Source organism: Streptomyces sp. NPDC001315 (assembly GCF_042896175.1).
Classification (GTDB): domain Bacteria; phylum Actinomycetota; class Actinomycetes; order Streptomycetales; family Streptomycetaceae; genus Streptomyces.
This window is the reverse complement of sequence record NZ_JBIAWZ010000008.1, coordinates 263,497-275,926: the sequence shown is the minus strand read 5'-3', so window position 1 is coordinate 275,926 and position 12,430 is coordinate 263,497. Positions and strand designations below refer to the sequence as shown.

The window sequence follows — 12,430 nt, the reverse complement described above, 5'->3', positions numbered from 1 at the left end:
CTCTGCGGCGGGGCATCACGCGGAGCTGAGCAGCTCCGCGTGATGCCGCTCGGCCACCAGCGGATGCGCCCGCAGCTTGCCCTTCAGCTCGTTGTAGCCGTACTCCGCGAACAGCGGATTGGCCGGATCGTCGGTCACACCGGGCGCGGCGGAGGCGTGCGGGAAGGGCAACGGCTCGACGCGCGCGTCCAGCCGCGGGTTGTAGAAGAACGGCACGGAGAACCGCTCGGTGGCTCCGGACGGCGACACGACCCGGTGGTTGGTGGCGACCAGATACCCGTTGGTCGCCACCTCCAGCAACTCGCCCAGATTCACGACGAACGCCCCCTCCAGCGGCGGCACATCATGGAACAGCCCGTCCGCACGCTGCACCTGGAGCCCGCCGACCCGGTCCTGGAGCAGCAGGGTCAGGAACCCGTAGTCCTTGTGGGCGCCCACCCCCTGATCTCCTCCGTCGCCCGCACTCCCCGGATACCGCACCAGCTTCAGATGCGGATGCGCCCGCTCCCCGAAGATGCCGTCGTAGAAGGTGACGGGAGCCCCGATGGCGTCGAGGAGCTCATGCAGCAGCCGCTCGGCGACGCCGCTCAGCCGCTCGATCCAGTGCAGCGCGGCGGCCCGCAGCTCCGGCAGCGCGGCCGGCCACTGGTTCGGCCCCTCCAGCCACCAGTAGGCCGGCTCACCGGGCCCGGGTGTCCGGGCCGGCCTCTCGGCCCCGATGTCCAGCTGATCCCGCCAGTCCCGCAGGCCGCCGGTCCGTTCGTCACCGGTCCTCGTGTAGCCCCGGAAATGCGGCGAGTGCACGTTGTCGATCGCGAGCCGCTCGCTCTCCGGCAGCGCGAAGAACCTCCGCATGGCGGAGAGGAGGGACCCGGTCTCCTGCTCCGTCACCCCGTGCCCCACGAGCTGGAAGAACCCCACGTCATGCGCGGCACTGTGCAACTGCGCGTGCAGCAGCGCACGGGCCTGTGGACCGTGGTCGGCGGCGGAGAGATCGATGATCGGAAGTTGCTGGTACGTCATGAGGTACGTCCGCGAGGGTGTACGGGCGAGCCCGGACCGCCGCGGGGACCTGGGGCGGGGGCACGGGTGCCGAATGAATGGAAGAAGGAGGGAGCGGTGTGAACCGCGGGGCCGGACTGCTCAGACCGAGCGTCGACAGCCCATGCTCGTGACGCGGACGTAGTCCACGTGGCGGCGCCTGACGAGCGAAAGCATGCCCACAGAGTACTGCCCGTCGAAAAATCTGTACGTGGCGCAGGTCACCGGCCGCAGATCCTCCGGACCACCGCAGGTCCTCCGGACCACACGCAAACGCAGACGACCCGCGAGTCTGGTCCTCCAGAGGAGGGGCCGGCCGGACGTACCGGCGACTCGCGGGTCGGGTGACTGCTTTGGATTGGGCCGGCCGCACGCATCTCACGCGCTGGTCCGGCACCGCACTCGGTGTGGTGACGGGCCGCTAGCCCGCAGCCACCTCACGCGTCCGGGTTTCACTCATGTACCCGATCACCTCCCTTCGGTGTAAGCCACACACTAAGAACCCTCCGGTCACCGTTCAACCCTTTTTTGGGCGTTCACGACGAGCCGAGGCGGCCGCCGCCGCATCGCACCCCAGCAGGAGTGACGTATCTGCGCTGCCCACCTACCGTTCCGCCCATGGAGAACACGGAGACGGTGGAGATGCCCGAGCGGCGCGCGATTCTCGGTGGGTCGGTTTTCGAGGAGCAGATCGGGTATGCCCGGGCCGTGGTCGACGGGGACTGGGTGCACGTGTCCGGGACGACGGGGTTCGACTACGGCAGCATGACGATCTCCGATGACGTCGTGGAGCAGGCCGAGCAGTGTCTGCGGAACATCGGGGCGGCGCTGACGGAGGCGGGGTGCGGGTTCGCGGATGTGGTGCGGGTGCGCTATCTGCTGCCCGAGCGGAATGACTTCGAGCCTTGCTGGCCCGTACTGCGGCGGTGTTTCGGGGAGGTGCGGCCGGCGGCGACGATGATGGTGTGCGGGCTGGCGGATCCGCGTATGAAGATCGAGATCGAGGTGTACGCGCGGAGGGGAGACGGGGCCGGGCAATCCCGTTGACCCGTTCGCCGGGGCGGGGTTTGCTGCCCGCATGACTGATCTTCGTATGGAGCCCGTGGCCGGCGACGAGATGGTGGAGCAGTGGCGGCATGTCCACAACGTCATCGTGCCGCCCGCCGCGATGTCCCTCGACGAGGCGCGGGAGCGGCTCGGGCGGAACCGGCTGGAGAACGCCTACCTCGGTGACGTGCTCGTCGGCTGCTCGACCGTACGGCCGCCCGAGGGCGAGGAGGCGGTGGCGACGGTCATCGCGCGCGTGCTGCCGGAGTACCGGGGGCAGGGGTTCGGCGCGGCACTGTACGAGAAGGGACTCGCTCACGCGCGCATGCTGGGTGCCCGGGTGATCGAGACCGTCGTGCTGGCCGTCAACGAGGACGGAGTCCGTTTCGCCGAGGCGCGTGGGTTCGTCGAGGTCGAGCGGTATGTGCTGGACGGTGAGACCGATCTGTGGCTGACGTTGCGGCTGGAGTCCGCCACCGCGTAGGCCCCCCGGACAACCATGCCGTACAACGATTCCTTCAATCTTGTGGGAACTTGGTGTGTGCTGCATCACGTTCGAGTTGAATGATTGCAAGTGACGCAGCCTGCAGGGGGTCCAGGTGAGTGCTTCCCGGCGTAGTGGGACCACCGACGAGCTGGGGCCGGACGAGCCCGAGCAGCCCGAGCGGGAGGCTTCGGACGGCTCGGATCTGCTCGCCGCGCTGCTGGACGGCATGGACGCGGCCCTGTGCGCCTTCGACGTGGACGGCGTCGTCACCCACTGGAACCGGGAGGCGGAGCGGATCCTGGGCTGGACGGCGGCCGAGGCCGTGGGGCGGCACGGGTTCGCCGGGTGGGCCGTGCGCAATGCGGACGCCGAGGAGGTCCAGGGGCGGCTGATGGGCGCCATGCAGGCCCCCGGCCGGCAGGTGCACGAGTTCGCGCTGCTGACCAAGGACGGTGGGCGGGTCCTCGTACGGACCCAGTCGGCCGCCGTGCGCGGGCCCGACGGGAAGCCCGCGGGCCTGTACTGCGCCTTCAGCGAGGTGCACGCGCAGATCGACCTGGAGCGGTCCATCGCGCTGAGCGAGGCACTGTTCGAGGACGCGAGCTGGGGTGTCGTCCTCGTCGACGCCGATCTGCGGCCCGCCGTGGTGAACGCGCACGCGGCCCGGGCGCTCGGCAGCGGGCGTACGGCGGCGCTGGGACGGCCGCTCGGTGAGCTGCTCGCCCAGGGTGTCGAGGAGCTGGAGGGCGCGCTCACGCACGTCCTGGCCGAGGGCGCGCCGCCCGCGCCCGCGGAGATCTGGGTGAGCGTACGCACCCAGGAGGGCGAGAAGCGGCGCTGCTGGCGCAGCGGCTTCCTGCGGCTGGCCTCGCCGCTCGCGGAGGAGCCGGTCCCACTCGGCGTCGGCTGGCTGTTCCAGGACGTCACCGAGTCCAAGCAGGGCGAGCAGGAGGCGGCACTGCTGCGGTTCCGCAGCAATCAGCTGCACCGGGCGGCTCGGGCGGCAGCCGAGTGCGAGGATCCGGCCGAGGCCGCCACCGTCCACCTCGACTTCGCGCTCGCCGGATTCGCCGACCACGGTCTGATCGACCGTGCGGCAGGCGGCGCGGTGGCCGACAGCGAGGCGGCCGCGGGTGCCGTACGGCTGGTAAGGATCGCCGAGACGCCCTCCGGCGCGCCGGGGCCGAGCACACTCACCGGGCAGGCCGGGCTGCCGGCCCGCTATGCCCAGGGGCACCCGGCGTTGCAGTGCGTGGAGCGTACCGGGTCCGTGCGGGCCAGCGTCGGTTCCGTCCCCGCCGAACAGGCGCGCGAGTGGGCCCTGGCCCGACAGTGGCCGGCGGACACGGTGCACGCGCTGTGCGCGGTGCTGCGCAGCCGGGGACGGACGCTGGGCGTCGTGACGTTCCTGCGCGCGGGCGGCCGTAGTGCCTTCGAGCGGTCCGACACGGCGTACGCGGAGGACGTGGCGGTACGGATCGCGGCCGCCCTGGATCTGGCGGGGCAGACCGGCGAGTAGCCGTCGGCCGCGGTGGCGGGTCAGTGCCGGTAGAAGATCCGGTCCCGGTACTCGTCCAGGATCCGGCTGTTCCAGTCGTGGCCGCCGTCGACGTTGCCGGAGCGCAGGAGCGGGGGTTCGATGCCCCGGTCGGCGAGGGCGCCGGCCGTGGTGGCCATGACCGCCTGGAGCAGGGCCGTGGTGACGACGGTGGAGGCCGGGGCGAACGGGGCCGGGATGGTGTCGAGGCTGAGCTCCGCGTCGCCGACCGCGATCTTCGAGTCGAGGACGAGGTCGCAGTGGTCCTTCAGGAACGTCCCCGAGGCGTGCCGGGACTTCGTCTCCGCGGCGTAGGCCACCGACGTCACGCCGATGACCTTCACACCGAGGGCGCGGGCGTTCATCGCCATCTCGACGGGGAGCGCGTTGCGGCCCGAGAGGGAGATGATCACGAGGGCGTCGCCCGCGCGGACGGGGGAGGAGTCCAGGACGGCGCTCGCCAGACCGTCGACGCGTTCCAGGGCGGAGCCGAGGGTGGCGGGCATGACGTCGACGCCTACGACACCCGGGACGGCGAGCAGGTTCATCAGGGCGAGGCCGCCGGCGCGATAGACGACGTCCTGGGCGGCGAGCGAGGAGTGTCCGGCGCCGAAGGCGAAGAGACGGCCGCCGGCGGCGACGGTGTCGGCGAGGAGCGTGCCGGCGGCCTCGATGGCCGCGGCCTCCTCGTCGCGGACCCGTTGCAACAGGGTGATCGCGGCGTCGAAGAACTGGCCGGCCGGTGTGCTGTCGCCCATGCGATGCCCCTTCGCAGCGTCTGGCGGCGTCTGTGCCGCGGATCACCGTGCGGTCTGGACCAGCGCCGTGTCAATACGGCGGTGAGGCGTGCGGGAGCGGGGGACCCCTGCGCGCCTGTCGCCGCATGCGCACGACTGCGGCGACCGCGCACAGCTGCCGTCGGACGCGCACGACTGTCGTCGCTCGGCCCCTCACTCGCGCCGAACGGTACTCGTCCGCCGACACGTGCGCGCCCGTCATCCGGCCCCCTCGTCAAGGCCACGCCCACGCACGCGCGCGTAACCGCCTCGTTTCAACGGCACGGCACGGTTGTCAGTGGTATGCGTCAGAATTGGAGCCAGGGCCAGCGCACGCGCCGCGGAGCCAGCCGCGCTTCCGGCAGATCTCATTTAGGGGCACGTATGTCCGGACTGATCGACACCACGGAGATGTATCTCCGCACCATCCTCGAGCTGGAGGAGGAAGGTGTGGTCCCCATGCGCGCCCGGATCGCCGAGCGGCTCGACCAGAGCGGACCGACCGTCAGCCAGACGGTGGCGCGAATGGAGCGCGACGGACTGGTGTCCGTGGCCAGCGACCGGCACCTGGAGCTGACGGACGAGGGCCGCAGACTGGCCACGCGCGTGATGCGCAAGCACCGGCTCGCCGAGTGTCTCCTCGTCGACGTGATCGGTCTGGAGTGGGAGCAGGTGCACGCCGAGGCGTGCCGCTGGGAGCACGTGATGAGCGAGGCCGTGGAGCGGCGCGTGCTCGAGCTGCTGCGCCACCCGACCGAGTCGCCGTACGGCAACCCGATCCCCGGCCTGGAGGAGCTCGGCGAGAAGGACGGCGCCGACCCGTTCCTGGACGAGGGCATGGTGTCCCTGGCCGATCTCGACCCGGGCCTGGACGGCAAGACGGTCGTGGTGCGTCGTATCGGCGAGCCGATCCAGACGGACGCGCAGCTCATGTACACGCTGCGCCGGGCGGGCGTGCAGCCCGGTTCGGTGGTGAGCGTGACGGAGTCCGCGGGCGGCGTGCTGGTGGGCAGTGGCGGCGAGGCCGCCGAGCTGGAGGCGGACGTCGCCTCCCACGTGTTCGTCGCCAAGCGCTGAGTGGGCCGAAGGCCGAGTGCGTCGAATCGCAGCGGTTCGGCGCTTTGCGTGCCAGGCTGTCGCATGAGGCATACGGCCTGAGGGGGGCGGGGAGGATGTGCCGCAGAAACGTGGATGGCCCCGGCGCCCGAAGGCGCCGGGGCCTGTCCTCCCCTGTACCGACCCGGAGCCCCGAGCTCTCAGGGTCAGTCCCCTCGGACCGTTTTCCCCGAGCGGTCCGCCCCCCGCTGAAGATCTCCCCTCGGTGGCGGCGATCATTCCTCAGGAGTGGTCACTCGAACGAGGGGTGTTGCCCACGGAGAAGGCATTTTTCGAATATGTATTCGATAGTCTGTGGATGAGTCCGCGGAGATTCCGTGGATGGGCCCGTGGATGAGCCTGCAGACGAGCCGGTGGACGGGCCGTAGATGAGCCCGTAGACGACGGACAGCGGCACCACGGCAACGACGGCAGGCAGCAAGCGGTTCACAGGACCGGCGGCTCGAGCGGTCCGAGCGGAGCTAGGGGGTGCCAGAACCTATGGCGCGACGCATCGACGTGACCGGGGCGGGCGGCGTACGCCTCGCCGCCTGGGAGTTCGGCGACCCTCCCAAGAACGACCCGGTGAAGCTCGTACCGGAACAGGCCGGATCGCCCGAGGAGAGCCCGGCGGAGACCGAGCCCACCCCCGGCGTGCTGTTACTGCACGGACTGATGGGCCGGGCCTCGCACTGGGCGTCCACCGCCCGCTGGCTCTCCGAGCGGCACCGCGCGGTCGCCCTCGACCAGCGCGGCCACGGACAGAGCGAGAAGCCCCCGCAGGCGTCCTTCACCCGCGAGGCGTACGTCGAGGACGCCGAGGCCGCCCTGGAACAGATCGGCCTCGCCCACACGGTCCTCATCGGCCATGCCATGGGCGCACTGACCGCCTGGCAGCTCGCCGCCAAACGCCCCGACCTGGTCCACGGCCTGATCATCTGTGACATGCGGGCCTCCGCGCTCGGCGCCGCCTCGCAGCGCGAGTGGGCCGACTGGTTCAAGTCCTGGCCCGCCCCCTTCGCCACCCTCGCCGACGTACGCAAGTGGTTCGGCGAGGACGACCCCTGGGTGGAGCGGCCCAACCCGGCCCGCGGCGAGTTCTACGCCGAGGTCATGCAGGAGTCCCCCGACGGCTGGCGCCCCGTCTTCGAGCCCGAGCAGATGCTGAAGTCCCGCGAGACCTGGGTGTACGACGCGCACTGGGAGGAACTCGCCCAGGTCCAGTGCCCCGCCCTGGTCGTCCGCGGCCTGGACGGCGAACTGGGGCGCGCCGAGGCGCAGGAGATGGTCCGGGTACTGCCCCGCGGGGAGTACGCGGAGGTGGCCGACGCCGGCCACCTCGTCCACTACGACCAGCCGGAGGCGTGGCGGACGGCGATCGAGCCGTTCCTGGACGGCGTACTCACCCCCTGAGGTCGCCCCCGGCCCCCCGGCCCCCCGGCAGCGCCCGGCCGGCCCCCACTACCCCTTGCTGACTGCGGTCAGGATCTCCGGCAGCCGCGCGGACGTGCGCGGCGCGGCCAGCCTCAGCCCCAGCACGGTGATCGCCGCCCCGTACACCGCCCCCACCGGCAGCAGCAGCCAGGTCCACGCGTCGCCGTCGGCGCTGACGTTCAGCCAGATCGTCAGCGCGATGACCGGGGCGCACAACAGGGCGGCGGCCACCATGCCGCCGAAGACGGCGATCCAGGCGAGTCCCGCCTGTCCGGGGGCCACGTTCTTGTAGCCCTCCTGCGGAATGGAGTACGGGAAACGGGCCGACGTCCAGGCGCCGGTCGCCAACATCGCCCCGAGCAGCGCGAACGACAGCCCCAGGACCTCGGGCAGGCGGGGCCAGTCGCCGAGCACGGCGGTCGTCAGGACGGTGACGAGGGTGGCGTACGGGAGGGTGATCAGCAGGAGCGCGAGCGCCCGCGCCCGCAGTTCGGCGTAGGCGTCGCGCGACGACGAGATCGTCATCGCGACCATCCAGAAGGCGGAGGTGTCCTGCCCGAACTGGTTGTACATCTGGATGCCGAGCATCCCCGCGGCGAAGCAGGCGAAGTAGATCGACCCGGTGCCCTGCAACGCGTTGAACACCGGCACGATCAGGCCGATGGCCAAGGACGTCACCCAGGCCGCCTTCGTCTTGGGGTCGCGCCAGATGTAGCGCAGGCTGCGCTCCATGACGGTGCCGGTCCGGCCGGCCGGCAGCAGCCGGGCGGGCCCCGACGACGTACCGTGCCGGCGCACACCCGACTCGGCGGCCTGCCACGTCGACCCGTCGGGTGCCGTCATCAGCCGGGCCAGACTGCGCGCCCACGCCGCCACGAGCAGCACCAGCGCGCCGATGGTCAGCGCGACCTGGGCGGCGGCAACGCCGTACGACCCCTCGCTCACCGCGTCCACCGCCCCGATCGCCGACGCGGGCGGCACCCATCGCAGCACGTCGTACACCGGGTCGAGTTGCGCGAGGCCCGACGAACCGAGCCGTTGCGCACCGAAGTTGACGACCTGCGCGCCGACCGCGATGACCAGACCGCTCAGCACCGCGAGATCGCGTCCCTTGCGGCTGGTCAGCAGCCGGATGTTGGCGGCGGCGACGGCCCGCGCGAGGGCCACGCAGACGAGCAGCGCGAGGCCGACGGCGCCGACCGCGGCGACCGAGGCGGCCGTCCCGTGCGCCACGGAGATCACGGAGCCCAGGAGCAGCAGGAGGGTGAAGAGCGGGCCGATGCCGACCAGTGAGGCCGCCAGCAGCGCCCCTACCAGCGGGCGGGGACGCAGCGGCAGCATCACCAGCCGGGTCGGGTCCAGGGTCTCGTCGCCGCTGGGGAAGAACAGCGGCATCACCGCCCAGCCCAGGCCCAGGACCGCCGTCAGCAGGACGACCAGGGACGCGGCGTGCGCGTGGCCGCGCAGCGCGATCAGGCCGAGCAGTTGCAGCGCGGCGAACAGGAGGGTGATGACGGCGGAGGCGATGTAGGCGGCCCGCCGCCCGCCGGACTGCCGCAGGCCGTTGCGCAGCAGGGACAGCTTCAGCCGGACGACGGTGGAGGTGAGGCCGGCGGAACCCACGGCGGCCGGGCTCGTCATCGGGCCCCGCCGCCCAGCCAGTCGAGGTCGGAGCCGGCGTCGCGGCTGCTCGCGCCGACGAGTTCGAGGAACGCCTGCTGGAGTGTGGGCGCCTCGCCGCGCACCTCGTCGAGCGTGCCGTGGGCGCGGATGCGGCCCGCGGCCATCACGGCCACCCAGTCGCACAGCGACTCGACCAGCTCCATGACGTGGGAGGAGAAGACGACCGTGGCGCCCGAGGCGGTGTACCGCTCCAGGACGCCCCGGATGGTCTGCGCGGACACGGGGTCCACGCCCTCGAACGGCTCGTCGAGGAAGAGGACTTCGGGATTGTGGAGGAGAGCGGCGGCGAGCCCGATCTTCTTGCGCATACCGGTCGAGTAGTCGACGACGAGCTTGTGCTGCGAGCCCGCCAGGTCGAGGACCTCGAGGAGCTGGGCGGCCCGCTTGTCGACCTCGGCACCGGGCAGCCCGCGCAACCTGCCGGAGTAGCCGAGCAGTTCCCGCCCCGACAGCCGCTCGAAGAGCCTGAGTCCCTCCGGCAGCACCCCGATCCGTGCCTTCACCTCGACCGGGTCCCGCCAGACGTCGTGCCCGACGACCTCGACGCTCCCCTGATCGGGCCGCAGCAGCCCGGTCACCATCGACAGGGTGGTGGTCTTCCCGGCGCCGTTCGGCCCCACGAGCCCGATGAACTTGCCCGCCGGCAACTCCAGATCGATTCCGGCGACAGCGACCTGCTGCCCGAACCGCTTCCAGAGCCCTCGTACGCGTACGGCACCAGCACCCACCGGTTCTCCCTCCGTCAGGAAGAACCCTACGGCGGAACAGCGTGCCGTCAGGGGCGCGCGACTGTGCCGGTATGCGGCTCCGCCGCCGGGGCGCGACCAGCCCGCACAACCCGCACCCGCCGAACCGCACGAACCACGCGGTACAGCAGGCGCTACCGATCCCGCCCGCACGCATAGGCAAGCGGCGAGATCAACTCCTCCGCATCCGGCAGCCACCGATTCGCCGGCGTGGGCCGGCAGGCCCACTGCACAGCCCCGCGCGACCCGAACCGGGTGGGCGGCGCAGCCACATACGCCCCTTCCCCGAGTGCCACCAGGTCCAGGGAAGCCATCGACCACCCCAGCTTGCGCACCAGATCAGGCACCTTCACCGACGCCCCGGGAAGAACGAAGAACTGCATCCGACGGTGCGGCGTCAACGTCACCGGCCCCAGTGTCAGCTCCATCCGCTCCATCCGGGCCAGCGCCAGGAACCCGGCCGTCTCCGACACGGAGATCGCGTCGAACGTACGCCCCGTCGGCAGCAGGATCGACGCCGTCGGCTGCTTCTGCCACATCCGGCGCGCGCCGGTCGCGCTGCCCGTCGCCTGTGTCGCCCAGTCCTCCCGCGCGGGATGCGCGCCGGGCGCGTCGCACGCGGCGACGCCGCAGGAGCAGCGCCACACCCCCTCGACGGCTTCGAGCCAGGTGCCGGGGAACACGTCCCAGTGGCGCTCCTCGGCGTAGCGAACGGCGGTCTCCAGCAGTGATTCCCCACGCTGCTTCGGAATCTGTGCGGCTTCGGTGGCCAGGATCGTCTCTTCCACGCTCACTCAACTCCCGCGCCCACCTCGGGTTACGGCCAGGCCTGGCGTTCGCGCGCGGGGGAGGAGCATCGATTCCGCCTCTGGGGCGCATGGATGCATGTGTGGGGGCGCGCGGGAGGATCCACGGCGGGAAGTGGGTAGCCACGAGTGGGGTCGGCTTCCGCCTTTACCCCGGCAATCCTCGCATGTCTCGCATTTTCGCCATGTCCGCGGGGCATTGATCTTCGAGGCCGGATCTTTCTGCTGGACCTGACTGGACCTGACGGGTCCGGCCGTGGAAGACACGTCAACTCGGTGCGCGGGCAGGCACCGCAGCCACAGGGGGTTAAGCCATGGCCGCAAGGCCTCTCGTCGCGCGGCAGCCGAACGAACGGCTGCAGGCGCTCATCCAGGAAGCGGGTTGCTCGAACGCCGGGCTGGCCCGCCGGGTCAACATGTGCGGCGCCGAGCACGGCCTCGACCTGCGCTACGACAAGACGTCCGTGGCCCGCTGGCTGCGCGGACAGCAGCCGCGGGGACGCGCCCCGGCGATCATCGCCGAGGCGCTCGGCCGCAAGCTGGGCCGTACGGTCACGATCGACGAGATCGGCATGGCCAACGGCAAGAACCTCGCGTCGGGTGTCGGTCTCCAGTTCTCGCCGACGGTACTGGGGGCCATCGAGCAGGTCTGTGAGCTGTGGCGCAGCGACGTCGGGCGCCGGGACTTCCTGTCCGGCTCGTCCGTCGCCGCGTCCGCGCTGGTCGAACCGAGCCGCGACTGGCTGATCTCCGCGCCGGACTCGCAGGTGGCGCGGGCGGCGGGGCCACGTGTGGGCCAGTCCGACGTGACGGCCGTACGCGCGATGACCCAGGCGCTGGTCGACCTGGACCACCAGTACGGCAGCGGGCATGTCCGCCCGGTCGTCGTGCACTACCTCAACAGCGTCGTCTCCGGGCTGCTCGCCGGCTCCTACCGGGAGGCGGTGGGCCGCGATCTGTTCGCCGCGGTGGCCCGGCTGACCGAACTCGCCGGATACATGGCCGTGGACACCGGACAGCCGGGCCTCGCCCAGCGCTACTACATCCAGTCGCTGCGGCTGGCGCAGGCGGCGGGCGACCGGGGGTACGGCGGTTACGTGCTCGCCGCGTCCATGAGTCACCTCGCCGCGCAGCTCGGAAACCCGCGGGAGATCGCGCAGTTGGCGCGGGCGGCGCAGGAAGGGGCGCGTGGGCGCGTGACACCGCGCGCGGAGGCGATGTTCTGTGCGGCGGAGGCACGCGGGCACGCGCTGATGGGTGACGTGCGGGCGGCGCAGGCGGCGTCGGGGCGCGCGGTGTCGGCACTGGAGCAGGCGGATCCGGCCGCCGGGGACGACCCGGCGTGGATCGCGCACTTCGACGAGGCGTATCTCGCCGACGAGTTGGCGCACTGCCACCGCGACCTGGGGCAGGCCGAGGCCGCGGCGCGGTGTGCGCAGGAGTCCCTGGCCGGGCACCCCGAGTCGCGGGCGCGCAGGCGGGCCATCGGCTATGTGCTGCTCGCCACGGCGCAGGTGCAGCAGCGCGAGATCGAACAGGCCTGCAACACGGGCCTGAAGGCGGTCGAGTTGCTGGAGACCCTGCGGTCCAACCGCGGCGCCGAGTACCTGGAGGACTTCCAGCAGCGACTGGAGCCGTACCGGGACGAGCCGACGGTAAGGGAGTTCGGGGCGCGGCTGGAGTTGCAGGTAGCTGCGTGAACACGCGGGGCGCCGGTGCGTGAACGCGCGGGAAACGGCCCGTCGGCGCACGGGAGGTGACATCAACAGCGCACGGCG

General features: G+C 71.6%; 11 protein-coding genes. 6 read left to right on the top strand and 5 right to left on the bottom strand.

From position 1 onward, the window contains the following. Nucleotides 1-15: 15 nt before the first annotated feature. Nucleotides 16-1,023, bottom strand: coding sequence for an isopenicillin N synthase family dioxygenase (locus ACFY16_RS23860; RefSeq protein ID WP_390649182.1), 1,008 nt, complete (start codon nucleotides 1,021-1,023; stop codon nucleotides 16-18). A 660-nt stretch (nucleotides 1,024-1,683) separates the two neighbouring features. On the opposite strand from ACFY16_RS23860, the gene ACFY16_RS23855 reads away from it, so the two are divergent. The 3 genes from ACFY16_RS23855 to ACFY16_RS23845 all read left to right on the top strand — a co-directional run bounded on the left by ACFY16_RS23855 (nucleotide 1,684) and on the right by ACFY16_RS23845 (nucleotide 4,094). Continuing rightward, the gene (locus ACFY16_RS23855) at nucleotides 1,684-2,088 is read left to right on the top strand and encodes a RidA family protein (RefSeq protein WP_390649252.1); all 405 of its coding nucleotides are present in this window, start codon (nucleotides 1,684-1,686) and stop codon (nucleotides 2,086-2,088) included. Nucleotides 2,089-2,119: 31 nt separating this feature from the next. Continuing rightward, nucleotides 2,120-2,572 (top strand): GNAT family N-acetyltransferase, encoded by a 453-nt coding sequence (locus tag ACFY16_RS23850; RefSeq protein WP_390649181.1) that lies wholly within the window; start codon nucleotides 2,120-2,122, stop codon nucleotides 2,570-2,572. A gap of 115 nt (nucleotides 2,573-2,687) precedes the next feature. After that, complete coding sequence (locus tag ACFY16_RS23845; RefSeq protein ID WP_390649180.1) at nucleotides 2,688-4,094, top strand: PAS domain-containing protein; 1,407 nt, start codon at nucleotides 2,688-2,690, stop codon at nucleotides 4,092-4,094. A gap of 20 nt (nucleotides 4,095-4,114) precedes the next feature. On the opposite strand, the gene ACFY16_RS23840 is transcribed toward ACFY16_RS23845, so the two are convergent. Then, entirely contained in the window at nucleotides 4,115-4,870 is a 756-nt protein-coding gene (locus ACFY16_RS23840; RefSeq protein ID WP_390649179.1) for an SIS domain-containing protein, read from the bottom strand. A gap of 402 nt (nucleotides 4,871-5,272) precedes the next feature. Between ACFY16_RS23840 and ACFY16_RS23835 the strand changes: the two genes are divergently transcribed. Then, complete coding sequence (locus ACFY16_RS23835; RefSeq protein ID WP_360930877.1) at nucleotides 5,273-5,965, top strand: metal-dependent transcriptional regulator; 693 nt, start codon at nucleotides 5,273-5,275, stop codon at nucleotides 5,963-5,965. A gap of 519 nt (nucleotides 5,966-6,484) precedes the next feature. Next, nucleotides 6,485-7,396, top strand: coding sequence for an alpha/beta fold hydrolase (locus ACFY16_RS23830; RefSeq protein ID WP_390649178.1), 912 nt, complete (start codon nucleotides 6,485-6,487; stop codon nucleotides 7,394-7,396). Nucleotides 7,397-7,444: 48 nt separating this feature from the next. On the opposite strand, the gene ACFY16_RS23825 is transcribed toward ACFY16_RS23830, so the two are convergent. The 3 genes from ACFY16_RS23825 to ACFY16_RS23815 form a co-directional block, all read right to left on the bottom strand. Next, the gene (locus ACFY16_RS23825) at nucleotides 7,445-9,058 is read right to left on the bottom strand and encodes a transporter (protein ID WP_390649177.1); all 1,614 of its coding nucleotides are present in this window, start codon (nucleotides 9,056-9,058) and stop codon (nucleotides 7,445-7,447) included. Continuing rightward, the gene (locus ACFY16_RS23820; protein ID WP_390649251.1) at nucleotides 9,055-9,846 is read right to left on the bottom strand and encodes an ABC transporter ATP-binding protein; all 792 of its coding nucleotides are present in this window, start codon (nucleotides 9,844-9,846) and stop codon (nucleotides 9,055-9,057) included. The genes ACFY16_RS23825 and ACFY16_RS23820 overlap by 4 nt, the downstream gene beginning before the upstream one ends. A gap of 134 nt (nucleotides 9,847-9,980) precedes the next feature. Beyond that, entirely contained in the window at nucleotides 9,981-10,634 is a 654-nt protein-coding gene (locus ACFY16_RS23815; protein WP_390649176.1) for a bifunctional DNA primase/polymerase, read from the bottom strand. A gap of 332 nt (nucleotides 10,635-10,966) precedes the next feature. On the opposite strand from ACFY16_RS23815, the gene ACFY16_RS23810 reads away from it, so the two are divergent. Then, the gene (locus ACFY16_RS23810) at nucleotides 10,967-12,352 is read left to right on the top strand and encodes a transcriptional regulator (protein WP_390649175.1); all 1,386 of its coding nucleotides are present in this window, start codon (nucleotides 10,967-10,969) and stop codon (nucleotides 12,350-12,352) included. Nucleotides 12,353-12,430 lie beyond the last annotated feature (78 nt).

Excerpts from the sequence above, each read along its gene's own strand:
- ACFY16_RS23860 (WP_390649182.1), bottom strand. The coding sequence starts at position 1,023 with ATGACGTACCAGCAACTTCCGATCATCGATCTCTCCGCCGCCGACCAC.
- ACFY16_RS23855 (WP_390649252.1), top strand. The coding sequence starts at position 1,684 with ATGCCCGAGCGGCGCGCGATTCTCGGTGGGTCGGTTTTCGAGGAGCAG.
- ACFY16_RS23850 (WP_390649181.1), top strand. The coding sequence starts at position 2,120 with ATGACTGATCTTCGTATGGAGCCCGTGGCCGGCGACGAGATGGTGGAG.
- ACFY16_RS23840 (WP_390649179.1), bottom strand. The coding sequence starts at position 4,870 with ATGGGCGACAGCACACCGGCCGGCCAGTTCTTCGACGCCGCGATCACC.
- ACFY16_RS23835 (WP_360930877.1), top strand. The coding sequence starts at position 5,273 with ATGTCCGGACTGATCGACACCACGGAGATGTATCTCCGCACCATCCTC.
- ACFY16_RS23830 (WP_390649178.1), top strand. The coding sequence starts at position 6,485 with ATGGCGCGACGCATCGACGTGACCGGGGCGGGCGGCGTACGCCTCGCC.
- ACFY16_RS23825 (WP_390649177.1), bottom strand. The coding sequence starts at position 9,058 with ATGACGAGCCCGGCCGCCGTGGGTTCCGCCGGCCTCACCTCCACCGTC.
- ACFY16_RS23810 (WP_390649175.1), top strand. The coding sequence starts at position 10,967 with ATGGCCGCAAGGCCTCTCGTCGCGCGGCAGCCGAACGAACGGCTGCAG.